Origin of the sequence: Curtobacterium sp. UNCCL20 (assembly GCF_900101675.1) — a bacterium.
Taxonomy (GTDB): Bacteria; Actinomycetota; Actinomycetes; order Actinomycetales; family Microbacteriaceae; genus Curtobacterium.
Genome location: NZ_FNKG01000004.1, coordinates 58966 through 84873, shown reverse-complemented (window position 1 = coordinate 84873; position 25908 = coordinate 58966). Strand labels below are relative to the sequence as shown.

General features: G+C 72.4%; 29 protein-coding genes. 19 read left to right on the top strand and 10 right to left on the bottom strand.

The window, feature by feature from the left end; translation table 11 throughout:
* The gene (gene flgK / locus BLT36_RS16090; RefSeq protein WP_092096707.1) at window positions 1–1422 is read right to left on the bottom strand and encodes a flagellar hook-associated protein FlgK; all 1422 of its coding nucleotides are present in this window, start codon (window positions 1420–1422) and stop codon (window positions 1–3) included.
* A gap of 4 nt (window positions 1423–1426) precedes the next feature.
* Window positions 1427–1912 (bottom strand): flagellar protein FlgN, encoded by a 486-nt coding sequence (locus BLT36_RS16085; protein WP_092096705.1) that lies wholly within the window; start codon window positions 1910–1912, stop codon window positions 1427–1429.
* A gap of 431 nt (window positions 1913–2343) precedes the next feature.
* On the opposite strand from BLT36_RS16085, the gene BLT36_RS16080 reads away from it, so the two are divergent.
* The 14 genes from BLT36_RS16080 (at window position 2344) to BLT36_RS16015 (ending at window position 13814) form a co-directional block, all read left to right on the top strand.
* Window positions 2344–3159 carry a sigma-70 family RNA polymerase sigma factor gene (locus tag BLT36_RS16080; RefSeq protein WP_092097272.1) on the top strand — a complete coding sequence of 272 codons (816 nt, stop codon included), beginning with the start codon at window positions 2344–2346 and terminating at the stop codon, window positions 3157–3159.
* A gap of 118 nt (window positions 3160–3277) precedes the next feature.
* A complete protein-coding gene (locus tag BLT36_RS16075; RefSeq protein ID WP_217638325.1) occupies window positions 3278–4123 on the top strand; it encodes a flagellin N-terminal helical domain-containing protein in 846 nt (281 codons plus the stop codon).
* Between the two features lie 98 nt (window positions 4124–4221).
* Entirely contained in the window at window positions 4222–5619 is a 1398-nt protein-coding gene (fliD, locus tag BLT36_RS16070; RefSeq protein WP_092096702.1) for a flagellar filament capping protein FliD, read from the top strand.
* Between the two features lie 11 nt (window positions 5620–5630).
* Window positions 5631–6107 (top strand): flagellar export chaperone FliS, encoded by a 477-nt coding sequence (fliS, locus tag BLT36_RS16065; RefSeq protein ID WP_092096700.1) that lies wholly within the window; start codon window positions 5631–5633, stop codon window positions 6105–6107.
* Window positions 6097–6417 (top strand): hypothetical protein, encoded by a 321-nt coding sequence (locus tag BLT36_RS16060; protein ID WP_139166494.1) that lies wholly within the window; start codon window positions 6097–6099, stop codon window positions 6415–6417. Before fliS ends, BLT36_RS16060 begins: the two co-directional genes overlap by 11 nt.
* 452 nt (window positions 6418–6869) lie before the next feature.
* The gene (locus BLT36_RS16055) at window positions 6870–7214 is read left to right on the top strand and encodes a flagellar basal body rod protein FlgB (protein ID WP_092096697.1); all 345 of its coding nucleotides are present in this window, start codon (window positions 6870–6872) and stop codon (window positions 7212–7214) included.
* A complete protein-coding gene (locus BLT36_RS16050; RefSeq protein ID WP_092096696.1) occupies window positions 7211–7606 on the top strand; it encodes a flagellar basal body rod protein FlgC in 396 nt (131 codons plus the stop codon). Before BLT36_RS16055 ends, BLT36_RS16050 begins: the two co-directional genes overlap by 4 nt.
* Window positions 7606–7944 (top strand): flagellar hook-basal body complex protein FliE, encoded by a 339-nt coding sequence (gene fliE, locus BLT36_RS16045; protein WP_092096694.1) that lies wholly within the window; start codon window positions 7606–7608, stop codon window positions 7942–7944. Before BLT36_RS16050 ends, fliE begins: the two co-directional genes overlap by 1 nt.
* Complete coding sequence (gene fliF / locus BLT36_RS16040; protein ID WP_092096693.1) at window positions 7944–9626, top strand: flagellar basal-body MS-ring/collar protein FliF; 1683 nt, start codon at window positions 7944–7946, stop codon at window positions 9624–9626. The genes fliE and fliF overlap by 1 nt, the downstream gene beginning before the upstream one ends.
* Window positions 9627–9631: 5 nt before the next feature.
* A complete protein-coding gene (gene fliG / locus BLT36_RS16035) occupies window positions 9632–10687 on the top strand; it encodes a flagellar motor switch protein FliG (protein ID WP_302847124.1) in 1056 nt (351 codons plus the stop codon).
* Window positions 10680–11324 (top strand): FliH/SctL family protein, encoded by a 645-nt coding sequence (locus tag BLT36_RS16030; RefSeq protein WP_092096690.1) that lies wholly within the window; start codon window positions 10680–10682, stop codon window positions 11322–11324. The genes fliG and BLT36_RS16030 overlap by 8 nt, the downstream gene beginning before the upstream one ends.
* The gene (locus BLT36_RS16025; RefSeq protein ID WP_092096688.1) at window positions 11321–12652 is read left to right on the top strand and encodes a FliI/YscN family ATPase; all 1332 of its coding nucleotides are present in this window, start codon (window positions 11321–11323) and stop codon (window positions 12650–12652) included. Before BLT36_RS16030 ends, BLT36_RS16025 begins: the two co-directional genes overlap by 4 nt.
* Window positions 12652–13083 (top strand): flagellar FliJ family protein, encoded by a 432-nt coding sequence (locus BLT36_RS16020; RefSeq protein WP_092096687.1) that lies wholly within the window; start codon window positions 12652–12654, stop codon window positions 13081–13083. The genes BLT36_RS16025 and BLT36_RS16020 overlap by 1 nt, the downstream gene beginning before the upstream one ends.
* Entirely contained in the window at window positions 13080–13814 is a 735-nt protein-coding gene (locus tag BLT36_RS16015; protein ID WP_092096685.1) for a C40 family peptidase, read from the top strand. Before BLT36_RS16020 ends, BLT36_RS16015 begins: the two co-directional genes overlap by 4 nt.
* Before the next feature lie 226 nt (window positions 13815–14040).
* Here the strand turns inward: BLT36_RS16015 and BLT36_RS19140 are convergent, their stop codons facing one another.
* Window positions 14041–14394, bottom strand: a complete 354-nt coding sequence (locus BLT36_RS19140; RefSeq protein WP_139166493.1) for a hypothetical protein — start codon at window positions 14392–14394, stop codon at window positions 14041–14043.
* A 10-nt stretch (window positions 14395–14404) separates the two neighbouring features.
* Here BLT36_RS19140 and BLT36_RS19135 point away from each other — a divergent pair, with 10 nt between their 5' ends.
* The 4 genes from BLT36_RS19135 to BLT36_RS15990 all read left to right on the top strand — a co-directional run bounded on the left by BLT36_RS19135 (window position 14405) and on the right by BLT36_RS15990 (window position 17814).
* Window positions 14405–15427, top strand: coding sequence for a flagellar hook-length control protein FliK (locus BLT36_RS19135; RefSeq protein WP_139166492.1), 1023 nt, complete (start codon window positions 14405–14407; stop codon window positions 15425–15427).
* Window positions 15428–15469: 42 nt separating this feature from the next.
* Entirely contained in the window at window positions 15470–15904 is a 435-nt protein-coding gene (locus BLT36_RS16005) for a flagellar hook assembly protein FlgD (RefSeq protein WP_092096682.1), read from the top strand.
* A gap of 73 nt (window positions 15905–15977) precedes the next feature.
* Window positions 15978–17153 carry a flagellar hook protein FlgE gene (locus tag BLT36_RS16000; protein WP_092096681.1) on the top strand — a complete coding sequence of 392 codons (1176 nt, stop codon included), beginning with the start codon at window positions 15978–15980 and terminating at the stop codon, window positions 17151–17153.
* Between the two features lie 463 nt (window positions 17154–17616).
* Entirely contained in the window at window positions 17617–17814 is a 198-nt protein-coding gene (locus BLT36_RS15990; RefSeq protein ID WP_092096677.1) for a hypothetical protein, read from the top strand.
* Between the two features lie 66 nt (window positions 17815–17880).
* Here BLT36_RS15990 and BLT36_RS15985 read toward each other — a convergent pair whose 3' ends face one another.
* The 7 genes from BLT36_RS15985 to BLT36_RS15955 form a co-directional block, all read right to left on the bottom strand.
* Complete coding sequence (locus BLT36_RS15985; protein WP_092096676.1) at window positions 17881–18630, bottom strand: ABC transporter permease; 750 nt, start codon at window positions 18628–18630, stop codon at window positions 17881–17883.
* Window positions 18631–18764: 134 nt separating this feature from the next.
* On the bottom strand, window positions 18765–20345 hold the full coding sequence (locus BLT36_RS15980) for a Na+/H+ antiporter (RefSeq protein WP_092097270.1): 1581 nt from the start codon (window positions 20343–20345) through the stop codon (window positions 18765–18767).
* Window positions 20346–20728: 383 nt separating this feature from the next.
* Window positions 20729–22297, bottom strand: coding sequence for a helix-turn-helix domain-containing protein (locus BLT36_RS15975; RefSeq protein WP_175529688.1), 1569 nt, complete (start codon window positions 22295–22297; stop codon window positions 20729–20731).
* 103 nt (window positions 22298–22400) lie between these two features.
* Window positions 22401–23210 (bottom strand): anti-sigma factor, encoded by an 810-nt coding sequence (locus BLT36_RS15970; RefSeq protein WP_092096674.1) that lies wholly within the window; start codon window positions 23208–23210, stop codon window positions 22401–22403.
* Window positions 23207–23752, bottom strand: a complete 546-nt coding sequence (locus tag BLT36_RS15965; RefSeq protein WP_254787705.1) for an RNA polymerase sigma factor — start codon at window positions 23750–23752, stop codon at window positions 23207–23209. Before BLT36_RS15965 ends, BLT36_RS15970 begins: the two co-directional genes overlap by 4 nt.
* Window positions 23753–23840: 88 nt before the next feature.
* Complete coding sequence (locus BLT36_RS15960) at window positions 23841–24479, bottom strand: class F sortase (protein ID WP_254787704.1); 639 nt, start codon at window positions 24477–24479, stop codon at window positions 23841–23843.
* 14 nt (window positions 24480–24493) lie between these two features.
* Window positions 24494–25351, bottom strand: a complete 858-nt coding sequence (locus BLT36_RS15955; protein WP_092096671.1) for a DUF4397 domain-containing protein — start codon at window positions 25349–25351, stop codon at window positions 24494–24496.
* A gap of 253 nt (window positions 25352–25604) precedes the next feature.
* On the opposite strand from BLT36_RS15955, the gene BLT36_RS15950 reads away from it, so the two are divergent.
* Window positions 25605–25907 (top strand): flagellar FlbD family protein, encoded by a 303-nt coding sequence (locus tag BLT36_RS15950; protein WP_092096669.1) that lies wholly within the window; start codon window positions 25605–25607, stop codon window positions 25905–25907.
* Window position 25908 lies beyond the last annotated feature (1 nt).

Here is a 25908-nt window from a genome sequence, read left to right as displayed (position 1 = left end):
TCAGCCCCTCCCCACGAGTCCGACGCGGTTGATGAGTGTGTCGAGCATCTCGTCGACGGCGGTCAGGACGCGCGCCGCGCCCTGGTACGCGTGCTGGTAGCTCAGCAGGTTCACGTTCTCCTCGTCGAGGTCGACACCGGCGCTCGACTGCTGCTGCGCGGTCGCGTTGGTCAGTGCGAGTCCGGTGAGCGTCGATTCCGACGCAGCGGACCTGGAGGCGGTGCCCACCCCCGCCACGAAGGCCGACCAGGCGCGGTCGGCACCGTCGGGCGCCGCGCCGAGCCGCGAGAGCGCGTCCGTGAACGAGTCGTCGAGCTGCCCCGACGCGTTCCGCGTCGCGAGGCCGCTGCCGTCGGTCGGGACGACGCTGAGGCCCTGGGCGGCGGGGACGCCGGCCGCGAGGGCGAAGAAGGCGTTCCCGGTGGTGCCGGAGGGCGTGGTGCCGGTGGCGTGCACGGCGTTCACCGCGGTGGCGAGCTTCGTCGCGACCTGGTCGTAGGACGCCGAGGCCTCGGCGAACGCGCCGCCGGTGCCGTTCGCGGTGGCCGGGGCGAGGAGCGAGATCGCGCCGCCGATCGACCCGCCGGAGAGCGCGACCGCGCCGGCCGTGCCGGAGGTCCAGGTCAGGGTGACCGGGGCGCCGTCGGCGAGGCGTTCGCCGCCGCCGAGCGCGACGGTGCGGGCGTCGGTGCCCTGCACGAGGGCGTTGCCGCCGATGAGCACGTCGACGGTGCCGTCGGAGTTCGAGCGGACCGTCCCGCCGGCGAGCGAGGCGATCTGCTGCGTCAGCTGGTCGCGCTGGTCCATCAGCTCGTTCGCGTTCCCGCCGGAGGCGAGCGCGGTGCGGATCCGGCCGTTCAGCGCGGCGACCTGGGACGCCGCGTCGTTGAGCTGGCCGACCTGCCCGGCGACGGTGCTCCGGGTGCTCGACCACTGGGCGTCGACGGCTTTCGAGCCGGACGCCAACGTGCTCGCGAGGGTCTTCGCGGCGCCGATCACGGCACTCGCAGCGCCCGGGTCGTCCGGGTGCGACGAGAGTTCGCTCCACGAGGACCAGAACGCGTCGAGCTTCGCGGCGAGGCCGTCGTCGCCGGGCTCGTTCAGCCCGGTCTCGAGGGCGGAGAGTGCGGTGGCGCGGGCGTCGGCGTACGCCGAGGAACCGGCGGCGACACGGACGCCGGCGTCGAGCGTGAGGGAGGCGAGACGGGCGATGCCGTCCACCGACACGCCCTGACCGGCGAGGGCCGCGGTGCCGCGCATGAACCCGGTCTGGGCGGCGGGGATCGAGGACTGCGTCACACGCTGCCTCGTGTACCCGGCGGTGCCGGCGTTCGCGATGTTCTGCCCGGTGATGTCGATGCCGGCGCGGGCGGCGCTCAGGCCGGAGTACGCGGTGGCGAGGGATCCGAAGGTGCTGACCACGGTGCTACAGGGTCCCCTCGAAGAGTCGGGCGCCGTCCTGGCCTGTGCCCGAGGAGCCGCTGGCGTCGTAGGTGGCCGCGCCGGTGACGGACCCGGCGAGCGTCTCCTCGGTCGCCTGGGCGGCGGTGCGGAGGAACCGGTCGTTCTGGTCGCGGAGCGCGCCGATCTGCGTGGTCAGCTCGACCATCGCGGTGAGGTGCGCGGTGAGGATCTCGCCCCAGGGGCCGTTCGGTGCGGCAGCGACGACCTCGCGCAGGGGAGCGTCGGCGGGCACGCCCCACTCCTCGGCGACCTCGGCGCTCGACGCGGCGCGTTCGAGGCCGGTGCTGCGGAGGCGTTCGAGCACCTGCTCGACCTCGCGGCTGGCGTGCGACACCCAGCGGGAGCGTCCGGCGGCGAGCAGCAGCTGTTCCTCCTCGAGCTTGAAGGTGAGCAGCTCGAGCAGTTCGCGTTCGCGCCAGAGCACTGCGGACAGGTCGTTCACGCTCATCAGCTCCTCCCGTGGTGGGTGTGTCGGTCATCCTGCGGACACCGGGTCCTATCGGCCCGTCGTTGCCGGACGTAAGTGCGGGACCAGCGGCTGCGCCCACCGGCCAGGAGCCGCGCCTCCAGGCAATGACCCAAGACGGGGGACAAGAACGACCGTTCCCGACCCCGTGTCCCCCCAAATGCCGACCGGAAAACGCGGCTTGGACCCCCGCACTGGGGACGGATGAGCAGCTGTTCAGCGCTTTGCCAGCCGATACATTCGAACCGCAGCGCGAGACCGGCTCGACCCGGACCCGCAACCGCGTCACAGGGGCGCGGAACGCACCATCCGGAGGGACCCGGGTGGTTCTTCGGCGTAGACACCGGCCATCCGAGGCCGGCGTTCGCCGCGCCCACGGACGGGTCAGCATGTCGGACGACCAGGGGATCAGCATGGACCGCAACGAACGCAACGCGATGATCGTCGAGCACCTCCCGCTCGTGGGGTACATCGTCGCCGACGTCCGTGCACGGGCGACGCACCTCGACCGCGACGACCTCGCCGCCGTCGGGTCGCTCGCACTCGTCGCCGCTGCCGAGGCGTTCGACCCCGACCTCGGCGTCCCGTTCGGCGCCTACGCCCGCACCCGGATCAACGGCGCGATCGCCGACGACATGCGCTCCGCCGACTGGGCGTCCCGCGGGACCCGGAAGCGCATCCGCGAGACGCTCGCCACCCAGGAAGCACTGTCCGCCAAGCTCGGCCGCCGGGTCGGCGTGCAGGAGATCGCCGACGCGATGGGCGTCGACCGTCAGACCGCCACCGACGCGATGACCGACGCCGCCCGCACCGTGACCGCGCTCGACGAGACGGTGCACGACACGCTCGCCGCCGACGTGCCGCTCCCGGGCGAGGACCTGCTCGAGGCGGAGAAGCGCCGCTACCTCCGCGCCGCCGTCGAGGCCCTCCCGGAGCGGATGCGCCACATCGTCGAGAACGTCTACTTCGGGGACCGGTCCGTGACCGAGGTCGCCGCCGAGCTGGGGATCACCCACTCCGCCGTGTCGCAGCAGCGCTCCGAGGCGATGCGCCTGCTCCGCGACGGCCTCGCCGCGCACTACGGGGACGAGGAGACGGTCGTCGAGCCGGCTTCGCGCACCACCGCCGCGCGCCGGAGCGCCTACCTGGCGCGGGTCGCCGCGAACGCCGCAGCCGGCGTCGCGCGGGCCGTGCACGACGCCACCACCCCGGCGGTGGCGGCGAGCTGAGCCGTCGACGGAGGTTTTTCCGTCGATCCCCTAACGACTCCGGTCGACCGGCCGAGAGTCATCCATGTCAGCCCACGGACGGGCAGACGCACGACCCACATTCACGGAGGAAACCACCATGGGTATGTCCATCAACACCAACCTCTCGGCACTCAACACGTACCGGAACCTCAACTCGACGCAGAACGACCTGTCGAAGTCCCTCGAGAAGCTCTCGTCGGGTCTCCGCATCAACCGTGCTGCCGACGACGCGGCCGGTCTGTCGATCTCCGAGGGGCTGAAGTCCCAGGTCGGTGGCCTCACGGTCGCCGCCCGCAACGCACAGGACGGCATCTCCGTCGTGCAGACCGCTGAAGGTGGCCTCACCGAGACCCACTCGATCCTCCAGCGCATGCGTGACCTGGCCGTCCAGGCTGGCAACGACTCCAACAACGCGGACTCCCGCACGGCGATCTCCACCGAGGTCGGCGAGCTGTCCAAGGAGCTCACCCGCATCTCGCAGTCCACGAACTTCAACGGCATCAACCTGCTCGACGGCACTGCCGGCGCAGCGGGCGACGGCAAGCTGGTGTTCCAGGTCGGCGCGAACGCGGGCGCGTCCAGCCAGATCAACGTCGACCTGTCGGGTGCGAACGTCGCCACCGTCGCGACGGCGGTCAGCGCGCTGACCTTCGACAACGCCACCGACGCGCAGGCCGCGATCACCGCGATCGACACGCAGATCAAGAACGTGTCGACCGCTCGCTCCAACATCGGTGCGATCCAGAACCGCTTCGACCACGCCATCAACGTGACGAACGTGGCCAAGGAGAACCTCACCGCTGCCGGTTCGCGCATCACCGACGTCGACATGGCGGAGGAGATGGTCAAGTACACGCGCGACAACATCCTCAGCCAGGCCGGCACGTCGATGCTCGCGCAGGCGAACCAGAGCACGCAGGGTGTGCTCTCGCTCCTGCGCTAAGCACCACCTGACGCCGCCGTCCGGGATCGTTCAGGTCTCCCGGGCGGCGGCGTCGCCCGCATCCGACCACAACCACCTCCGACGGCAGGGAGCCCTCGATGTCGTCCGTGTCATCGGCCAGCAGCCTCGCGATCGACGGGCTCGTCAGCGGCCTCAAGACGACCGACCTCATCAACTCGCTGATGAGTGTCGAGGGCGTCCCGCAGACGCTCCTCAAGAACAAGCTCACCAGCACCAACTCGTTCATCTCGTCACTGCAGACGATCAACGGGCTGGTGCAGACCCTCGCCGCCAAGGCGAAGGACGCCGCGAAGGCCACCTCGCTCGACGTCTTCACCGCGACGAGCTCGTCGTCCGGCGTCACCGCCGTCACCGGGGCGAACGCGGCCGCGGGGTCGATCACCTTCACGGTCGGGTCGACCGCCTCCGCGCAGGTCGGCGTGACCGCGGCGATGTCGACCTGGTCGGCGGACGCCCAGCCGATCACCCTCGTCGGGGCCGACGGCACGACGACGACCGTCACGCCGGCCTCGGGCTCGCTCGACGACACCGTGTCCACGATCAACAAGTCCGCCGCCGGCGTCACCGCCACGAAGGTCGCCGCGGGCACCGATGCGGACGGCACGAAGCTCTACCGGCTGCAGCTCACCTCGGCGAAGACCGGAGCAGCCGGCGCGTTCCAGGTGTACCGGGGGACCGCCGACGAGGTCACCGCCGGCACCGCCACGAACGTCCTCACCGAGGTCGGCGCCGCCACGGTGTCCGAGGCGAAGGACGCCAGCGTCACGCTCTGGGCCGGGACCGCCGCCGAGCAGACCGTGACGAGCACCACGAACACCTTCACCGACCTCGTCCCCGGCCTGAGCGTCACCGTGTCGAAGGCCTCGACGGACCCGGTCACGGTCGGCGTCACGCAGGACACGACCAAGGCGCAGGCCGTGGCGTCGGGGTTGGTGGACGCGATGAACGCGGTCACCGCCTACTACTCGAGCAACACCGCGGTCACCAGCACCACGAGCCCGACCACGGGGACCACGAGCACCACGGCCGGCGTCCTGATGGGCGACTCGACGACGCGGGACGTCACCCAGCGGCTGTCGAGCACGATGTCGGCGCCGGTGAACGGCAAGTCGCCGTCCTCCATCGGCATCGTCATCACGAAGGACGGCGACTTCACCTTCGACGCCGACGCCTTCCAGAAGGCCCTCGCCACCGACCCCGAGGGCACGCAGGCGATGCTCTCCGGCATCGCGGGCAACGTCGGCGCCGCCGCAACCGCCGCGTCGGACAAGTACGACGGCTCGATCACCACGTCGATCACCGGGCAGCAGTCCGTCGCGAAGGACCTCAACACCCAGATCGACAGCTGGACCGACCGACTCGCCGCTCGTCGCGCGTCACTGCAGACGCTCTACGCCTCGCTCGAGACCAGCCTCAGCAAACTCCAGTCCCAGTCGAGCTGGCTCGCGAGCCAGCTCGCCTCGACCTCGAGCTGACGGGAACCACCGTGAACGCCTTCGACTTCCAGGCCGCCGCCTTCCGGCAGGCCGCGCAGCCCCGCACGGTCACCGACCAGCGTCGCGCGCAGTACACGAACGAGGCCGTGCTCTCTGCGACCCCGGCCCAGCTCGTCACGATGCTGTACGACCGGCTGCTGCTCGACCTGCACCGTGCCGAGGCCGCCCAGACCTCGTCGGACTGGGAGGCGGCCCGCGAGCAACTCCTGCACGCCCAGGCCATCGTCGGCGAGCTGTCCTCCACGCTGCGCATCGACGTGTGGGACGGTGGCGAGGGCCTCCTCGCGATCTACAACTACGCCTCGACGTCGCTCATCACCGCGAACGTGCACCGTGACGTGCAGGCGACCCGGGACTGCATCCGCATCCTCGAGCCGCTCCGACAGTCCTGGCACGAGGCCGCTGCGGCGCTGCCGGCGACCACCGTGGGGCAGCAGCCGACGGGCGGTGCGCTCGGTGTCGCCTGAGCAGGCCGGGTCGCCGTCGCAGGCTGACGGGAGCGCCGCCTGGGAGGCCGTGCTCACCTCCCTGGAGCAGGACGCGGCCGGGCAGACGGCCGATCCCGGTGCCGTGGCCGGGTGGTCGGAGCCGGCGGGGCTGGGTCCGATCCCGCGCGAGCTGGTGGGGCGCGCCTCCAGGCTGCTGGCCGCGCAGCGGGACGCTCTGGCGGCGCTCGAGGCGAGCCGTCGCTCGGTGGCGTCGCAGATGGGGGCGCTCCGTGCGGTCGACGCGACGCGGGAGCCCCGGGGGTCCGTGTACCTCGACGCGTCCGCCTGACGCGCGACGGGGCGTTGCGCCGGGCCCTTCCGGTCGGTTCTTGCCCGCGCATCTTTCGACAAAACACCCGGCGATCGACTCGTGGTTTGTCGAACAATGCGCATGCACCGGATGCGTGTACATGTTTCGACGAAGCACCCGTCGATCGACTCGTGGTTTGTCGAACAATGCGGACGCACCGGATGCGTGTACATGTTTCGACGGCGGCACCCAGGAACGACCGAGCGGCACCCCCGGCGACCGCGCACCGCCGCCGCCCCACCCGCTCCCCGCCTCCACCGCGCCCGCTCCACCCCGCACCCGCCCCCCGTTCGGGGCGACGCCTAACGTGCCCCACGCCCCGGCCGACAGCACCACCTGAGCACGGATCGCTCACCAGTTCGGCCACGGATCGGCCACCGCCAATCGGCGACATCGACGCACGATGTCGCGCCACGAGGGGACGATCCGCCGTGTTCGATTCCGTGACGTCAGCAGCGCTGCAGAGCGCGCTCGACGGTCTCTCCATGCGCCAGCGCGTGATCGCGAACAACGTCGCGAACATCAACACGCCGAACTACCACGCCGAGAAGGTCCAGTTCGAGGACGCCCTCGCGAAGTCGATCGTCGACGGGAACGGCAGCACCGCGCCGACGATCGCGCGGAGCCTCGAGCCGACGAACACCAACGGCAACAACGTCAACCTCGACGAGGAGACGCTCTCCAACGTCGACACCGTGCTCCGGTACCAGTTCGCCACGCAGGCGATGAACTCCGAGCTCACCAGCGTCCGTGCGGCGATGCGGACCAGCTCGTGACGACCTTCGACGCGATCGGCATCGCGAGCACCGGCATGACCGTGCACCGCAAGTGGCTCGACGCGGTCTCCGACAACATCGCCAACGCGAACACGGTGAAGTCGATGGACGACACCGCCTTCCAGGCCCGCTACGTCGAGGTCCAGGAGGGCAACGGCGTCTCCGGTGCGTACGTCAAGGGCGCCGCGTTCGGCAGCGCCGCCGGCCGGGTCACCTACGACCCGGACAACCCGCTCGCGAACGCCGAAGGCTACGTCCGGATGCCGGACATCGACCTCGGGACGCAGATGGCGGACCTCATCATGGCCCAGCGCGGCTACCAGGCGAACGCCGCCGTGGTCGACCGTGCCAAGACCGCCTACGAGGCGGCACTGCAGATCGGGAAGAACTGATGCCCATCGACGCCGTCAACGGTGTGACCACCAACGCGATGACGAACGCGATCACCTCGGTGTCCGGGACGTCGAGCGACGTCGGGACGAGTGCGACGAGTGCGACCGGCACGGACGGCACCGGCTTCGCCGCGTCCCTCGGCAACGCCGTGGACGGGCTGCAGCAGCTGCAGGGCGATTCGAAGACCCTCGCGCTCAAGGCCGTCACCGGCAACCTCGACGACATCCACGACGCCACGATCGCCGCCACCCGCGCGCAGGTCACGCTCGAACTCGTCTCCGCCGTCCGCAACAAGGGCGTCGACGCCTTCAACGAGATCATGAGGATGCAGGCCTGATGCCCGTCGCCGTCAAGGACCTCTTCGGACGTCTCGCCGCCTACGTCAAGGGGTTCAGCGCCGCCCAGCGGACCATCGCGATCCTCGTCATCGCTGCGCTCGTGCTCGGCGGCATCGCCCTCGCGAGCTGGCTCGGCAAGGCGTCGTACGCGCCGCTGTTCACCGGCCTCGCCGCCACGGACGCGAGCTCGATCACGGACCAGCTGCAGACCGACGGTGTGCCCTACCAGCTGACCGACGGCGGCGCGACGATCCTCGTGCCGCAGGCGCAGGTGTACTCGGAGCGGCTCAAGGCGGCGTCGAACGGCCTTCCGTCGTCGAACGAGGGCGGCTACTCGCTGCTCGACAAGATGGGCGTGACGAGCTCCGAGTTCCAGCAGGACGTGACGTACAAGCGCGCGATGGAGGGCGAGCTCGCCAAGACCATCAGCGCGATGGACGGCGTGCAGACCGCGACGGTGCAGCTGGCGATCCCGGAGAAGACCGTGTTCGTCTCGAAGGAGAAGGACCCGACGGCGTCGGTGTTCGTCGCCACGAAGAACGGCGCCGAACTCTCCACCGACCAGGTCCAGGCGATCGTGCACCTGACGAGCGCAGCTGTCGAGGGCATGCAGCCGACCGACGTCTCGGTCGTCGACTCGAAGGGCCAGACCCTCTCGGCCGTCGGCACCGGCGCGACCGGCAGCGGCACCGACCAGGCCGCCGACTACGACGCCGCGACGAGCAAGAAGATCCAGGACCTCCTCGACACCACGCTCGGCGCCGGCAACGCCACCGTCGTGGTGGCCGGCACGATGAACCAGAACTCCGGCACCCGCACGTCCGAGTCGTACACGACGCCGACGACGGGCCCGGTCGCACTCAACGAGTCGTCGACCACCGAGCAGTACGGCGCCGGTTCCGGCGCGGGCGGCAAGGGCGCCACCGGCGTGCTCGGCCCGGACAACATCGCGGTGCCGAACGGCACGGCGAGCGGCAGCACCTCGGGCTCCGCCGACGACGGCTACAAGAACGAATCGGCGACGAAGAACAACGCCGTCGACCACACCACCGAGACGACGCAGCTCCCGGCGGGCGGCCTCGACCGCCAGACGATCTCGGTCGCGCTCAACTCGAAGGCCAGCGCCGTGCAGAACGCCAACCTGCAGAGCATCAACGACCTGGTGTCCGCGGCGGCCGGTGTCGACACGGCCCGGGGCGACCAGGTCCGCGTCGCGATGATGGACTTCGACACGACTGCCGCCGACCGGGCGGACAAGGCCCTCGCGGCGCAGGAGAAGGCCGACCAGCAGGCGGCCCTGTGGTCGGCGATCCGCACCGCCGGCATCGTCCTCGGCGCCCTGCTCGCCCTCATCGCGGTCATGGTCTTCCTGGTCCGCCGCGGTCGGAAGCAGGAGCGCGAGGCTGTCGACCTCGGCGAGCTCGACGCCTTCGCGGGAGAGACCTTCCAGCTGCCGCTCGCCGTCGACGGTGCGGACGACCGGGGCACCCTGTCGGCCGGGGACGCCCCGACCGTGGCGCTCCCGAGCATCCCGCACGACGACGCGCCGACCGAGATCCTCACCACCGAGGAGATCAGCGCCGAGCGCCGGCGCCAGGAGATCTCCGCCCTCGCCGAGCGGGACCCGAAGCGCACGGCCGAGCTCCTCCGCGGGCTCCTCGACGACCGGGCACCGGTGTGAGCGTCCTGGTGCCGGGCGCCGGCGGCGGGACCGGAGCGACCGGCGGTGCGAACGACCGTCCGCTGAGCGGCGCGCAGAAGGTCGCGCTCATCCTCATGCAGATGGAGACCGAGCGCGCCGCCGAGGTGATGAAGCAGTTCACCGAGATCGAGGCCGAGGAGATCTCCGCCGAGATCGTTCGGATGCGCCGCGTCGAGGACACCGTCGTCGACCGCACCCTCACCGAGTTCCACCGGATGACCCTCAGCGGTCGCCGGCAGAAGCGCGGCGGCAAGGACACCGCCCTCGGGCTGCTCGAGGCCTCGTTCGGGGCCGAGCGCGCCGCCGGCGTGATGGACCGCCTCGCCTCGAACCTCGCCGGGCAGTCGTTCGACTTCCTCGACGACGCCGAACCCGGTCAGGTCATCACGCTCCTCGAGGGCGAACTCCCGCAGACCATCGCCCTCGTGCTCGCGCACCTGGGGCCCGCCCAGGCCAGTGCCGTGCTCGCGGGCGTCGACGAGCGCGTCCGCACCGACGTCGCGCAGGCGTTCGCGACGATGGGCACCGCCACGCCCGAGGCCGTCGGGATCGTCGCCGGCGTCCTCCGCCAGCGCGCCGGTGCCGTCGTGTCGCCGCGCGAGAGCATCGAGGTCGTCGGCGGCATCCAGCCCCTCGTCGAGATCATCAACCGCTCCGACGTCGCGACCGAGAAGGCCGTGCTCGACGGCCTCGAGGCGCGCGACCCCGAGCTCGCCGAGGACATCCGCTCGCGGATGCTCACGTTCGAGGACATCGTCAAGCTCGAGTCGCGCGACATCCAGCAGGTGCTCCGCGGCATCGACTCGAAGCTCCTCGCGACCGCCATGAAGGGCGCCGCGGCACCGGTCGTCGAGACCATCCGTGCGAACGTCTCGGAGCGCAACCGCGAGCTCCTCGACGACGAGCTGCAGGCCATGGGCCCCGTCCGGGTCTCGCAGGTCGAGGAGGCGCGCGCCGAGGTGGTCCGCTCCGTCCGCGAGCTCGAGGCCCAGGGCGTCATTACCGTCCACCGTGCCGAGGAGGACGAGCTCGTTGACTGACACCGCGACCCCGACCGTCCAGCGCGTCGCGTTCCCCGTCATCGGGGACGCGGCCGGCCGCGACCGCGCCGCCAGCGCCGACGTCCGCGGGCACGCCGCCGGGTACGCCGCCGGTCTCCGCGCCGCGCAGGCCGAGACCGACGCGCTCCGCGCCCGGCTCGAGGCCGAGCACACCGCGCAGATCGCGTCGATGCGGGCCGACACCGCCCGCCGCATCGCGGTGCTCGACGCCGCGACGAACGCGATGCTCTCGCAGGTGACGCCGGTCCTGGACGCCGCGGAGCAGTCCGTCGCGGCCGCCGCCATCGACCTGGCCGAAGCCGTCGTCGGGTACGCGATCCGCGCCTCCAGGCAGACTGCCGCACCCACCGACGGCCTGGAGGCGCGGGGTGCGTCCGGCGCGGAGGCGACCGTCGAGCGCGCACTCGCCACCATCGACCGGACCCTCGCCACCGCGATCCGCCTGAGCGTCGCCGACGCGGCCCGGGTCGCGGGCCTCGACCTGCCCGTGCCGGTCGTCGCCGACCCGTCGCTCCGCGACGGGGACGCCGTCGTCGACCTGCCGGACGGCATGCTCGACGCCCGCATCGACACGGCGCTCGACCGCGCGCGGACCGCGCTGGGGGTCGCCTCGTGACCGCCACGCTCCTGCGCCCCCGCGGGCTCGACGACGCCCTCCGGCAGGCTGCTCCGCAGCGTGTCGGCGTCATCACGAGCGCCGTGGGACTCGGCCTCACGATCGCCGGCCTCGACGCCCGTGTGGGCGAGGTCGTCACGGTCGGGGCCGACGACGGTCCGCAGACCGCGGTCGAGGTCGTCGCCACCGACGTGACCGGCGTCCGCTGCATGCCGCTCGGGCGCCTGACGGGCGTGACCGCCGGCACGCCCGCGCGGCCCACCGGTCGCCCCGTGCTCGTGCCGACCGGCACCGGCCTGTTCGGACGGGTGCTCGACGGGCTCGGGCGGCCGATCGACGACCGCGGCCCGCTCGACGCCGACGACTGGGTGCCGCTCGACCACGAGACGCCGAACGCGATGGCGCGCACCCGCATCGACATGCCCCTGCAGCTCGGGGTCCGGGTGCTCGACACCCTCACCACCGTCGGCCGCGGGCAGCGCATGGGCCTGTTCGCCGGCTCCGGTGTCGGGAAGTCCTCACTGCTGTCGATGGTGGCGCGGGGGAGCGACGCCGCCGTCAACGTGATCGCCCTGGTGGGGGAGCGCGGCCGCGAGGTGCGCGAGTTCCTCGAGGACGACCTCGGGCCCGAGGGCCTCGCCCGCTCGATCGTCGTCGTCTCGACGTCCGACGAGCCGGCGCTGATGCGCCTCCGTGCCGCGTTCGTCGCGACCCGGATCGCCGAGTCGTTCCGCGACGCCGGCCAGGACGTCGTGCTGATGATGGACTCGCTGACCCGCGTTGCGATGGCCCAGCGTGAGATCGGCCTCTCCGTCGGCGAACCGCCGGCCACCCGGGGCTACCCGCCGTCGACGTTCTCGGTGCTCGCCGGGCTGCTCGAACGTGCCGGGACCGACCGGGTCGGCAGCATCACCGGGATCTACACGGTGCTCGTCGACGGCGACGACCACAACGAGCCGATCGCCGACGCCGCCCGGAGCATCCTCGACGGGCACGTCGTGCTCGACCGGAAGCTCGCCGTCACCGGGCACTTCCCGTCCGTCGACGCGCTCGGCTCGATCTCCCGCGTCGCGTCGAAGGTCACGACGTCGTCGCAGCGCGGTGCCGCGACGACGCTCCGGAAGGTCATGGCCGCCCGCAAGGCCGCCCAGGACCTGCTCGACGTCGGCGCCTACCAGCGCGGCACGAACCCGCTCGTGGACGCCGCCGTCGACCACCAGGACGCCATCGACCGGTTCCTCCGACAGGGCATGGACGAGCGCGCCACCGCCGCGTCCTCCTGGCGTGCGCTCGACGCCCTCGTGCAGGTCCTCGGGGGTGCTGCCTGATGGCCCGCCGCTTCCCGCTCGCCGGACTCCTCCGCCTCCGGCACGCCGAACAGGACCGTGCCGCCGCCGCCCTCGCCACCGCGAACGAGCGGGTGCGGGACGCCGCGGACGCCCGGATCGCCGCGCGCCGGAACCTGGCCGACACCGAGGGGTCGCAGCCGATCCAGGACGCCGCGACCCTCAGCGCCGTGGCCGCCGCGCGCGCCGCGACCCGGGGGATGCTCGAGGAGCTCGACGCCGTCGTCCGGAACCGACGGGCCGACGCGGACCAGGCGCAGGACACCTACAACGGCGCACGCCGCTCGGCCCTGGGCCTCGAGAAGCTCGAGGCCCAGCACGTGGAACAGCAGACCGCCGAGGAGCTCCGCACCGAGCAGAACGCCCTCGACGAGATCGCGGCCAGGCGCCGCACGGAAGGTGGTGCCCGATGAGCGTGGACGCCGTGCTCTCGCGGATCTCCGAGATCCGGAACCAAATCGACGCCCTGCGTACCGGGACGACCGCCACGGTGGCGTCCGCGGCGTCCGCGGCGTCCTCGTCGTCCTCGGCGGGATCGTCCGCCGCGACCGACGCCTCGTCCTCGAGCGCGTTCGCCGACGCCCTCGCCACCGCGACCGGCACCGGAACTGCCGCGGGCACACCGGTGTCGACGGCCACCTCGGTCGACGCCGGGTCGGGCACCCTCGCGACCGGCAGTGGTGCCACCGGCTCGGACGTCGTCGCGGACGCGAAGAAGTACCTCGGCGTGCCGTACGTCTTCGGCGGCACGACCACGTCGGGGATGGACTGCTCCGGACTCGTGCAGACGGTGTTCAAGGACCTCGGGGTGACCATGCCCCGGGTCGTGCCTGACCAGGCGAAGATGGGCGTCGCGGTCGGTTCCCTGAAGGACGCGCAGCCGGGTGACCTCATCATCCCGAAGGGCGAGGGGCACGTCGTCATCTACGTCGGCGACGGCAAGGTCCTGCACGCGCCGCGCCCGGGCAAGGACGTCCGGATCGTCGACAACTGGTACAAGGACTCCGACATCGCGACCATCCGGCGCATCGTCCCGGCCCAGGCGTCGGCGACCACCGCGACGGCCGCAGCGTCGGGCGCGGGTCGGACCGATCTGCAGACCGCGGCACTCCTGTCGCTGATGAACTCCGGGAGCGCAGCATGAGCATGACGATCGCCACACCGGGCCCCGCGGCCGCCCCGGGAGCCTCGGGACCGAAGCCCGCCGCACGCGCCACCGGGAGCGCCGACTCGTTCGGCGCTGCCTTCGTCGCCGCCACCACGCCCGACGCCGACCGCCGCGACGCTGACCCCCGCACCCGCGACCGCCGCGACGCTGAGATCGCAGTTCGGGCGGGAACCGGGGCCGGTCGGGCCGCCGAAGTGCGATCTCACCGAGGTGCGCGTGGGGGTGCGGAGAGTGGGGGCGCCGCCGGGGGCGCCGCCGGAGGCACCGGGGACGCCGAGGCGGGCTCGGCAGCACCGACGGTCGCCACGGACGCGGCAGCGCCGACGGCCGCCTCGGATGCGCCGGTGCCGCTCCCGGCAGCGGTCGCGCTGCCGGTCGTGCCCACGGTGCCGGCTCCGGCAGCGGAAACCGCTCCCGCCCCGAGCACGCTGACCGCTGCCGTCGCAGGCTCGACCACGGGTACACCGACGGTCGCCGACGCCGCTCCGACGAGCACCAACACGAGCACGAGCACGGGCTCGGGGACCGGGTCGACTTCGACTGTTGCGGTGGTCACCGGGGCGCTCGTGGCACCCGCAGGAACGGGCACCGCGGCGACCCCGAACGCCACCAGCCCGACCACCGCGCACGTCGCACCGGGCACGACCGCAGTGAACGGGACCGTCGCACCGTCGGCGCCCGCGACCCCGATAAACCCGACGACCCCGGGCACCGCGACGACCGCTCGGGCGACCGCCACCGCGGCTACCGGCACCGCCGCCGTGACGACGAGCCCCGTCGTCGTCGGCGCGACCCCGGGGAGCGCCACTACGACCGCGGGGACCGCCACCGCCACAGCCACCGCGGGGACCGCCGCCGCGGGGACCGCCACCGCCACAGCCACCGCCGGCACCCGCGCCGAGTCCGCCACGATCGTCGCCGCCGCTCCCACCTCCGCCGCGCCCCCCGCCACCGCTCCCACCACGGCCGCCACCACCGCGGTCCCGACGCCGGAGGCGATCCGGGGGAGCAGCACCCAGCCCGGCCACGGGAACGAGGCGGGGCAGTCCGGCCAGGGTGATCCGGGCCTCCAGGCCGTCACCGCACCGCGCGGCGGCGAGACGCCGTTCGTGCTCCCCACGACGTCCACGGTCGCGCCGGCGACCCCCTCCGGAGCGGCCACCGCGAACGCACCGGCACCGCTCACCCAGCAGCTCAGCCGACCCGTGTTCACGCTCGCGCAGGCGGGTCCCGGCGAGCACGTCGTGACCGTCCAGCTCACGCCGGACGCGCTCGGACCCGTCACGGTCCGGGCCCACGTCACCGCGCACGGCATGCACGTCGAGCTGTTCGCCGCCTCCGACGCGGGGCGCGACGCAGTGCGGCAGGTGCTGCCCGACCTCCGCCGCGACGCGGCCGGCACCGGCCTGTCGACGACGCTCGACCTGTCCTCCCAGAACCAGCCGGACACCCGCTCCGGCCACGACGACCGGCCCGCCCCGGCGGCTCCACGCGTCGACCCCGGCCTGGAGGCGCGGCTCACCCCGCGTGCACCCGGCACCGCCCACACGCCCACCGTCCGCACCGCCGGACTCGACGTCCTCGCCTGAGCGACGACAGCTCGCCCCAGGCGATCACCGAAGGGAACGACCATGCCGATCGACGGCATCACCGGCAGCGTGGACCAGGCTGCGCAGGCAGCGGCCATCGCCGCGAACGCACCGAAGTCCGGGTCGCAGACGATGGACTCGCAGGTCTTCATGAAGCTGCTCGTCACGCAGCTGCAGAACCAGGACCCGTCCTCGCCGATGGACACCAACCAGATGATCAGCCAGCAGACGCAGCTCGCGATGATGGAGCAGATCACCAACCAGACCACGACGGCGAACGAGAACTTCTCGCTGCAGATGCGGATCGCCGCCGCCAACCTCGTCGGGAAGCAGGTCAGCTACACCGACGCCGCGACCGGCACCGCCGTCACGGGCACCGCCTCGGCCGTGTCGTACGCGCACAGCGTGCCGACCGTGACGGTGAACGGCAAGGAGGTCGACCTCGACGTGATCTCCGGCATCACGACCGTCCCCTGACGCGCTCGGCTCCTTCCTCGCTCTTCCCCTCTCCTTCTTCCTCGCTCTTCCTGCCTCTCCGAAAGGACGCACCATGCTCCGCTCGCTCTACTCCGGCATCTCCGGCCTCCGCTCCCACCAGCAGATGCTCGACGTCACCGGCAACAACATCGCCAACGTCAACACGGTCGGCTTCAAGGCCTCGTCGACGGTCTTCCAGGACACCCTGTCGCAGATGACCCAGGGTGCCGGCGGACCGCAGACCGGCATCGGCGGCACCAACCCGGCGCAGATCGGCCTCGGCGTGCAGGTCGCCGGCGTCTCCACCAACTTCGCGCAGGGCTCCGCCCAGGCCACCGGCAAGGCGACCGACCTGATGATCTCCGGCGACGGGTTCTTCGTCACCCGCCTCGGCAACGACACCGTGTACACCCGCGCCGGCGCATTCGACTTCGACGCCGACGGTCGCCTCGTCTCGTCCGACGGCAAGATCGTGCAGGGCTACCCGGCCACGAACGGCGTCGTCAACGAGAACGGTGCCCTGTCGGACATCGTCCTGCCGCTCGACGCCGCCGCCCCCGCGGTCCGCACCACCACCGCCGGCGTCACCGGGAACCTGCCGTCCGAGACCGCCGTCGGCACCACCCTCACCCGCGACGCCACCGTGTACGACGCGTCCGGCGCGAAGCACACGATGTCGCTCGCCTACACCCGCACCGCAGCGGGTTGGGACGTCGCGGCGACGGACGGCCAGGGGACCTCGGCGACGTCGTCGCTCACCTTCGGGGCGAACGGCAAGCTCACCGCCGGCGGAACCGTCGCCGTCGGCGGGATCACCGTCGACATGTCCGAGCTCACCGGGTTCGCGTCGCTGAACTCCGCGTCGATCGCGTCGCAGAACGGCCACGAGGCCGGATCCCTGCAGGGGTACTCGATCTCGAAGGACGGCACCGTCGTCGGCACCTTCTCGAACGGTGCCTCGCTCGCGATCGGCCGCGTCGCCCTCGCGACGTTCGCCAACCCGGCCGGCCTCGAGAAGACCGGCGCGTCCGGCTACCGCGCCACCGCGAACTCGGGCAACGCCACCGTCGGCGCCCCCGGCTCGCCCGGCGTCGGACAGCTCGCCTCCGGCACGCTCGAGATGTCGAACGTCGACCTGTCGCAGGAGTTCACGAACCTCATCGTGGCGCAGCGCGGCTTCCAGGCGAACGCCCGCATCATCACCACCTCGGACGAGGTCCTGCAGGAGCTGACGAACCTGAAGCGGTAGGACGGTCTCCGGTTCCTGATCAGGGGCGTTCCCGCGATGCGGGGGCGCCCCTGTCGCGTCCCGGTCGCCGGTCGTGCGTTCCGGACCGCGGCTCGCGGGCAGCGGGCCTCGGGCCCCGTCTGGCCCGTGGCACCTCCGACAACCCGGACTTCGTCGAGGTCGTGCTCCACTCGTACCGGCACCGCTTCGGACTCGCGCCGGGCGCGCCCGAGTACGAGGCGGACGAGCGGTTCCTCGCACAGCTCCCGTCGGTGGACGTGCCGACGATCGTGCTCGATCCGACCGAGGACCCGGCGCTGTACCCCCGGACGCGGCGGCAGCACGAGGAGCACTGCACGAGGCTCCTGGATCACCGACTCGTCCCGAGCGGGCACAACCAGCCGACGGATGCGCACGCGGAGGTCGCACGTGCTGTCCGGGACGTCCGGTTCCGTCTCACCGGGTCAGGGGTACCCTCGCGGCCATGAGCGATCCGAAGGACGACCTGACCCCGGACGACTTCCGCGAGGCGCAGGACACCGACTACGAACCGGAGCCCGTGGTGCACGACCCGGACGACCTCCCCGTGGTGGACGACGCCGACGACGAGCTCCTGCCGGACGACGACCGGCCGGTGCCGCTCGACGACGCTGACGCTGAGGCTGACGCCGACACGATCTGACCGCCTTCCGAGCGGGGTGGCGTACGGGACGACAGCTCGAGGGTCGTCCCGCGGCCACCGCCGCCCTCACGCCGCCGGCACCGGCCGCGTCCGCACCGGCGCGAGCATCCGCGTCAGCGACGTCGCGACGAGCGCCCCGGCCGCGATGATCGCCGCGAGGACCACGATCTGGAACCGCCCGGCCTCGAGCGGTGAGATCCCGCCGAACACCGCGCCGACGAACGCCCCCGGCAGCGTGACGAGCCCGGTGGTCCGCGTCTGGTCCGTGCTCGGCACCATGGCCGCGTGCACGGCCCGCCGGACGATGTCCGCCGTCGACTGCCGCGGTGTCGCCCCGAGCGCGAGCCACCCCTCGACGTCGTCCCACCGGTCGTCGACGAGTTCGACGAACCGGCGGCCGGCGAGGGTGGCGCTCGTCATCGCGTTGCCGACGACGATGCCGCCGATCGCCAGGACGTAGCGGGGCGTGAACGCGATCGCACCGGTGAGGAAGACGACCCCGAGCGCGCCGACGACCCCGATGGCCATCGCGAGGGCGACCGGCAGGAACCGTGACCGGAGCGTGCCGAGCCGGCGTGCCGCGGTGACGGTGGCGACGGTGAACATGACGACGAGGGCGACGGCGATCCAGAGCGGGTCGCGGATGATGCCGCTCAGGACGAGGCTGATGACGGCGAGCTGCACGGTCCCGCGCAGGACGGCCAGCGCGGGCGCCCATGGGGACGGTGCGCGGGTGACGAGGAGGGCCGCCGTCGCGAGGGCGACGAGCGCCACCACACCGACGAGGGTCCACAGGACGGTGCTCGCATCGATCACGAGTCGAGCCTGCCATGCGCGGGCAGGTCGGGTGCACGTGGTGCGGGTGGGCGTGACGGCCGGGAGGCGCGTGGCGGCGCCGCCCCGCGCCTCCAGGCCGTCGATCGGTCACCACCGTCGGACGGGAGCCGCCGTCAGACGGGTGCGGACCCGTTCAGGCGCGCTTCCTCGGCGTCGTAGCCGCTGCGGATCTGCCGCAGCACGAGGTCGTCGATCTCGTCGGCGTCGCGGAGGCGCAGGAGCGTCGCCGCCTTGTGGCGGACGAGTGCGAGCTCGAGCGCGACGGCGGTGTCGTGCCGCTGCAGTGCCGGGTGGTCCTCGTCCTCCTCCTCGCGCGCCTGGATGACGTCGAGGTGCGCCTCGTAGTCCTTGCGGAGGCGGGCGACGGTGGCCTTGTCGGCGCCGGCCTGGCGGGCCAGCCGGGGGAGCGCGTCGAGCGCCTCCTCGATCGCGGTGCGCTCGGCGAAGCGGCGCTCCTCACCGACGGACTCGTCCTCGGGGAGCGCCGCCCGACGGAGGACGGCCGGCAGCACGAGGGCCTGCCCGACGATGGTGACGATGACGACGCCTGCGGTGACGAAGACGATGAGGTCGCGGTCCGGGAACGCTGCGCCGGACTCCAGCGTCCGCGGCACGGCGACGGCCATCGCGAGCGAGACGGCGCCGCGGAACCCGGCGAAGCCGCTGACGAGGCGGTCCCGGTGACCCTCGCGCGGCTCGCCACCGGTCCTCCGGGTCACGAGCCAGACCGTGCCGCCGGCAGCGTTGAGGAACGCGAAGCGCACGATGACGAGCGCGATGGCCACGGCGGCGATGATCCCGGCTGCGCGGAGGAGCTCGGACGCGTCGAGGGCGCGGGCGGCGACCATCGCCTCGATGCCGACGAGGACGAAGAGCGATCCGTTGAGCAGGAAGGTCAGGAAGGACCAGAACGAGCGCACCTGCTGGCGGGTCTCGGCACGGTCCAGCTTCGGGGCGACCTGGCTCACGACGATGCCCGCGGCGACGACGGCGAGGACCCCGGACGCGCCGATCGCCTCGGCCGCGAGGAACGCGGCGAACGGGACGAGGAGCGTGACCATGTTCTCGAGGACGACCGTGTCCACGCGGCGGAGCACGAGGGTGCCGATCCAGGCGGCGGCGAGCCCTGCGGCGACACCGCCGAGGTACGACAGGACGAGCATCCCGGAGACGTTCCAGAACGTGAGCTCCTGCGTGCCGACGGTGACGGCGACCGCGATGCCGTAGACCACGAGGGTGGTGCCGTCGTTGACCAGGCTCTCGGCGCGGAGCACCGTGACGTTCCGCCGCGGGAGCATCTTCGTGAGCACCCCGACGGCCGTGGCGTCCGTCGGCGCGACCGCGGCCCCGAGCACCCAGGCGGGACCCCAGGGCATCCCGAGCAGGTGCAGGAGGACCGCGACCGCTCCGGCCGTGACGACGACGAGCAGCGTGCCCATCAGGACGATGCCGCGGAGGTTCTTCCGGATCTCGCGGAGCGACGTGGTGAGGCTCTCCCAGTAGAGGAGCGCCGGGAGGAACAGCAGGAGCACGGCGTCGGCAGGGAGCTGCACGTGGGCGAACTGGGGAACGAAGGCCAGCGCGGCGCCGAAGACGAGGAGCAGCACGGGTGGTGCGACGCGGATCCGGTCGGCGATGCCCGCGGTCAGGGCGATGGCGAGGCCGAGCACGACCACCAGTTCAGGTCCCAGCACACGCACTCCTCGTTCGACCGACGTCCCAGTCAACCCGCTGGGGGCTGGGGGCGCGTGCGGGGTCGCATCCCGCGGGGTTCACGAACGGGCGGGACGCGCCGCGCGCGTGTCTCCCTACGGGCGGAACGCGCCGCCCGTGGGCATCGAACGTGACGTATTTTGCTCGCTCGGGACGGCGGGTCGGAGCGAGATCATGTCGGACTGGAGGCGCGGCGCGGGCTCGCACCGCGCCTTCAGGGCCGCCAGGGGGCGCGTCCAGAGCGCACGACGCGCCGCATGTGTTCCATCGAGCGGGCGGGACGCGCCGCCCGGGGGCGCCGAGCGTGACGAACACTGCCCGCTCGGCGCCCACCCGGGACCGGTGGCGGCTGCCGGGGCGACGCTCAGTCGTGGAACGTCTCGATGGACGCGCCGAGCGAGTTCAGGCGCTCCTGCAGCTGCTCGTACCCGCGGGCGATGATGCCGACGTTGCGGAGGACGCTCTCGCCCTTCGCCGCGAGCATCGCCAGCAGGATGACGACCGCGGGACGGAGCGCCGGCGGGCAGCTCACCTCGGCGCCGGAGAAGTGCGTCGGCCCGGTGACGTCGAGGCGGTGCGGGTCGCGGAGCGTGACGCTGGCGCCGAGCCGGGTGAGGTCGAGCAGGTGGATCGCCCGGCCCTCGTACACCCAGTCGTGGACGAGCGTGGTGCCCTCGGCCATGGCGGCGATGACGACGAAGAACGGCAGGTTGTCGATGTTGAGCCCGGGGAACGGCATCGCGTGGATCTTGTCGATCGGAGCGTGCAGCTCGGACGGGTGCACGGTGATGTCGACGAGGCGGGTCCGACCATTGGCGGCGGCGTACTCCTCGGAGACGTCGAAGCGCAGGCCCATCTCGGCGAGGGTCGCGAGCTCGATCTCGAGGAACTCGATCGGCGCGCGGGTGACGGTCAGCGTGGACGCGGTGACGATGCCGGCGGTGAGGAGGCTCATCGCCTCGACCGGGTCCTCGCTCGGCCAGTAGTCCACGACCTCGTCGATGCGGCTCTTGCCGGTGATGCGGAGCGTGGTGGTGCCGATCCCCTCGATGCGGACCCCGAGCAGCTCGAGGAAGAAGCAGAGGTCCTGCACCATGTAGTTGGGGCTGGCGTTCCGGATGACCGTCTCGCCGTCGCGGGCGGCGGCGGCGAGGATCGCGTTCTCGGTCACGGTGTCGCCGCGCTCGGTGAGCACGACCGACTTCGTCGGCACGGCGGTGTTCGCCACGTCGACCTCGTACCAGCCGGAGGTCGCCTCGACGTCGACGCCGAACGGGCGCAGCGCGATGAGGTGCGGTTCGACGGTGCGGGTACCGAGGTCGCAGCCGCCGGCGTAGGGGAGGCGGAAGGACTCGTACCGGCCGCTGAGCGGGCCGAGGAACATCAGGACGCTGCGGGTGCGACGGGCGGCGTCGGCGTCGATCGCGTCGAGACGCAGGTCGTCGGGGGCGACGATCTCGAGGGTCTCGCCGTCCTCTGACCAGGTGACCCGCGCGCCGAGGCTGCGGAGCACGTCGATGATGCGGTCGACCTCGACGATCCGGGCGACCTTGTGCAGGCGGGTGACGCCGCGGTTGAGGAGCGACGCGCAGAGCAGTGCGACGGCGGCGTTCTTGCTCGAGTTCACGGCGATGGAGCCGCTCAGCTTCCGGCCGCCCTGCACGCGGAGGTGGGCACGCTGCGGGGCGCCGCCGATGGAGACGATCTGCTGGTCGAGGGCGTCGCTGATGCGCGTGAGCATCTCGAGGGAGAGGTTCTGGCCGCCCTGCTCGATGCGGTTGATCGCGCTCTGGCTGGTGCCGACGCGTTCGGCGAGCTGGGCCTGGGTCATGCTGCGGCCCTTGCGTGCGCCCCGGATCAGGGCGCCGACCTCGCGGAGGGGTGCCGACGTGGCGGTGACGGCGGGCGAGACGACGGTGGTGGTGTCGGACATGGCGTCACGCTAACACGGTCGTGAGATAAAGCGAGGGCGCTTCGGCCCCGATTCACCCTCTTTCCAGCCTGAATACGTCGTATCTAAGAATTCGGGGGACGGATCAGCTCGGCGAGAGGCGGCCGCGCACGATCGAGTCGCCCGAGTGTGCCGGGTTGCCGTCATCGGCCTCGGCCGACACGTCGACGACCGGGAACCGCGCGGTGTCCATGCCGGACGGGACCGTGAAGCGCCCGCGGTCGCCGTCGAGGAACCCGACGCTCACCAGGCCCTTGAGGTCGGAGCGCATCATCCAGACCTCGCGCAGGCCACCGGCCCCGGGCTGGTCGTCGCCGCTCCGCAGGTCGACGACGAGGGTGAGCCGGCCGTCGCGGTCGCGCTCGAGCTCAGCGGTGCCGCTCGACCCCTTCCAGGCGGGCAGCGCGTCGAGGGCGGTGGAGGCGAGGACCGTCTCGGAACCGCCGCTCGGGAGACCGGGGACGACGCCCGAGACGACGCCGATGCCGAGCAGGACGGCGAGCACGCCGACCCCGGACAGCACGATGGCCACGACGCGACGACGACGCGGTCGCCGACGGGAGACGGCGTGCGCGCGGCCCGCGGCGGGGTCGACGGCAGCGGGCTCGTCGACAGCAGCGGGCTCGTCGACGGCAGCGGAGTCGTCGACAGCCGACGGCGCGACGACGGGGTCGGGTGCCGCCGCGATCGTGGCGGCGATCCGGTCCCAGACCCGCTCGGGCGGGCTCGTCAGCTCGACGCCCGAGGACGACCGGGTGACCGCGGCGACGCGCTGGATCGCCGCGACCTCGGCGCGGCAGGCCGCACAGGATGCGAGGTGTTCGGCGACGTCGTCCTCCGCCACCTCGTCGGAGACCGCGAGCATCGCCAGCGTCTCGTCGTCGACGTGCTTCATTCGATCACCTCCAGACGTGTTCGGAGCCGAGCCAGACTTCGATGGATGTGGCTCTTGACGGTGCCGAGGGGCAGGTCGAGCCGTTCCGCGATCTCACGATGGCTGAGGTCGTCGTAGAACGCCAGTCGCATGACGCGCCGGGGGACCTCTTCCAGCCGGTCGAGTTCCCCGGCGACGAGCGCTCGTTCGGCCAGGTCGAACGACGGCTCCGGTGCCGGGGTGGTCTCCTCGACGACGTCCGGGTCGGCCGCGCTCGCGTGCCGGCGGCGGTCGGCGAGGGCGTCGGCGATGCAGTTGCGGGTGATGCCGACGAGCCAGGCGCCGAGGGGTGCGCGGGCGGGGTCGTAGCTGGCGCTCCGTTGCCAGGCCTTCACGAAGACCTGCTGGGTGACGTCCTCGGCGGCGGCCGGGTCGGACAGGGCCCGGAGTGCGAGGGAGTAGACCAGCGAGGACCACCGGTCGTACACGAGACGCAGCACCCGCTCGCCTCCGGCGCTGAACGCGTCGGAGAGCTCGCTGTCGTCCGGGAGGGTGGTCGTCACGTCGTCCTGTCGCTGGTGCGGTCCTCGTCGACCACGGTCCGATCGTACGGGCCCGCTCGCCGTTCCGTGCATGGTCCTCCCGGTCTCCTCACGCGGGAGCAGCGGTGATGACGAGGTTGCTCTCGTAGTGGTGGGTGCTGCTGTCGAAGGCGCCGCCGCAGGTGACGAGCACGAGCCGCCGGTCGCCGTCGGTCCGGAACACGGAGGCCCAGGGCAGGCCCCGCTTCTCGAGCAGTGTCACGGAGTCGATCCGCCACCGGGTCTCGGCGCCGTCCGCGTCGGTGATGGTGACGGCGGTGCCGGTGGGGACGTCCTGCAGGTGGGCGAACGGACCGACCCCGTAGCCGACCGCGTCCACGTGGGCGGCGATGACGACCGTGCCCTCCGTCGAGGACGGTGCGGCACCGAACCGGTACCAGCCCGCGACCCGGGGGTCCGGCGGCAGGGCCATGGCGCCCTGGTCGTCGACGCCCTCGGGCCGGACGGTCGCCGTGACCCCGGCCCAGTCGACCGCGATCCGGGTGGGCGCCGCCACCGCGGGGGCAGGTTGTACGGTGGCGGCGCTCTGCGGTACCGCCGTCGAGAACGCCGACGGGACCGGTGTGGGGGTGCTGCTGGGGGCGAGGGAGGGGTGCCCGCCGGGGGTGGGGGGCCCGGCCGGCGAGCACCCGGTCAGGACGGCGGCGGCCGCCGCGGCGACGACCAGGGTCGCCGCGACGGACCGCACCGTTCGGGCCGTGTTCAGCGGCCCGAGTCCTGCTTGCTCGCGGCGACTGCCAGGTGGCGGCGACGGAGCGTCACGGCCCCGATCGCCACGGCTGCTGCGATGGCCGCGGCACCGCCGATGAGCGGTGCGGTGTCCGGACGGTTCGTCGCGACGAGGCCCGCGTTGCCGGCGGGCACGCCGTTCGGGCTCCCGCCGAGGTTCGCGATGGACTGCGTCGCGAGCGCCAGCGTCTTGTCGTTCAGGCTGCCCCAGGCGTAGACGATCGTGTCGGTGCCGGCCTTCACCGGGACGTCGGCCGGGCCGATGACCGGGGTGGTCGTGCCGGTCGCCGCGACCGCTGCGGAGACGGTGCCCGCCGGCAGGACGAGGGCCTTCTCGTTCGGGTTGGACAGGTTCGAGACGACGGCCTTGCCGCCCGCGAGGACGTCGACGGCGGGTGCGGCGGCGACGTGGCGGACGATGAGGCGGCCCTGACCCGCGGGGGTCGCGGACGTGTCGTTGGTGAAGAGCGTGGCGGTCGGGGAACCGTCCGTCTTGTCGTGGGCGACGGCGGTGTAGTTCGCGCCGGCGTCGAGGGTGACGTCCACCGGGCCGATGATCGGCTTCGACGCGTCCGTCGCGTCGGAGGCCGTGATCGCGAGCTGGTGCGCGCCGGCCGGGACCATCATCGGTCCGGCGAGGGTGCCCGGCTTGAAGTCGTCGAGGGCCCGCTTGCCGTCCAGGTACACGTCGACGGTGACGGCCGGCACGGCGTGCAGGACCGAGAGCGTCGCGTCGCCCGTGGCAGCCGTCGCCGCAGCGGCGGGCATCACGGCCGCGGCTGCGGCGAGCAGGACACCGGCGCTCAGGCCGGTGGCGAGTGTCTTGCGCATGGTGGGTCTCCTTCTGGCCCGAGCGGGCCGGTGCGGGACGGCGTCAGCATCGACGTCGTACCCCCACTACCGGCCGGACACCCCGATCGGATGCACCGACCGTGAAGAAGTTCCACGAGCACCGGCGTGGCCCCGGTCGCGCCGGCTCCTAACGGCGGTGCGCGATGCGCCGATAGACCCTCGTGCAGGCCCACGGACGGGCCGCATCCCGCCCCACGGACGGCGGCGGGACGATCGAGAACCAGGACGGGCCATGATCGTCGTCACACGACTGAACGGCAGCGGATTCGCTGTGAACCCGGACCTCGTGGAGCGCATCCAGGAGACGCCGGACACGACCCTCATCATGGTCGACGGCGCGAAGTACATCGTGCGCGAGTCCATGGCCGAGGTCATCGACCTGATCGCCGCGTACCGCGCCCGCATCGTGGGCATGGCGTACGGCACCGAGGCCTACGGCACCGACTCCTCCGGACGGAGCGCGACCGGCCCGCAGCCGACCCTCGCGGCCGTCGCCCCGATCCACCCGCCGCGTGCGCAGGACGGGGGTCGCTGAG

Coding starts and splice junctions, on each gene's coding strand:
- BLT36_RS16005 (WP_092096682.1), top strand. CDS start 15,470: ATGCCGATCGACGGCATCACCGGCAGCGTGGACCAGGCTGCGCAGGCA.
- BLT36_RS15970 (WP_092096674.1), bottom strand. CDS start 23,210: ATGAAGCACGTCGACGACGAGACGCTGGCGATGCTCGCGGTCTCCGAC.
- BLT36_RS16075 (WP_217638325.1), top strand. CDS start 3,278: ATGGGTATGTCCATCAACACCAACCTCTCGGCACTCAACACGTACCGG.
- fliF (WP_092096693.1), top strand. CDS start 7,944: ATGCCCGTCGCCGTCAAGGACCTCTTCGGACGTCTCGCCGCCTACGTC.
- BLT36_RS16000 (WP_092096681.1), top strand. CDS start 15,978: ATGCTCCGCTCGCTCTACTCCGGCATCTCCGGCCTCCGCTCCCACCAG.
- fliD (WP_092096702.1), top strand. CDS start 4,222: ATGTCGTCCGTGTCATCGGCCAGCAGCCTCGCGATCGACGGGCTCGTC.
- BLT36_RS16080 (WP_092097272.1), top strand. CDS start 2,344: ATGGACCGCAACGAACGCAACGCGATGATCGTCGAGCACCTCCCGCTC.
- BLT36_RS15950 (WP_092096669.1), top strand. CDS start 25,605: ATGATCGTCGTCACACGACTGAACGGCAGCGGATTCGCTGTGAACCCG.
- BLT36_RS15975 (WP_175529688.1), bottom strand. CDS start 22,297: ATGTCCGACACCACCACCGTCGTCTCGCCCGCCGTCACCGCCACGTCG.
- BLT36_RS16015 (WP_092096685.1), top strand. CDS start 13,080: ATGAGCGTGGACGCCGTGCTCTCGCGGATCTCCGAGATCCGGAACCAA.
- BLT36_RS15955 (WP_092096671.1), bottom strand. CDS start 25,351: ATGCGCAAGACACTCGCCACCGGCCTGAGCGCCGGTGTCCTGCTCGCC.
- BLT36_RS15990 (WP_092096677.1), top strand. CDS start 17,617: ATGAGCGATCCGAAGGACGACCTGACCCCGGACGACTTCCGCGAGGCG.
- BLT36_RS16085 (WP_092096705.1), bottom strand. CDS start 1,912: ATGAGCGTGAACGACCTGTCCGCAGTGCTCTGGCGCGAACGCGAACTG.
- BLT36_RS16020 (WP_092096687.1), top strand. CDS start 12,652: ATGGCCCGCCGCTTCCCGCTCGCCGGACTCCTCCGCCTCCGGCACGCC.
- fliE (WP_092096694.1), top strand. CDS start 7,606: ATGCCCATCGACGCCGTCAACGGTGTGACCACCAACGCGATGACGAAC.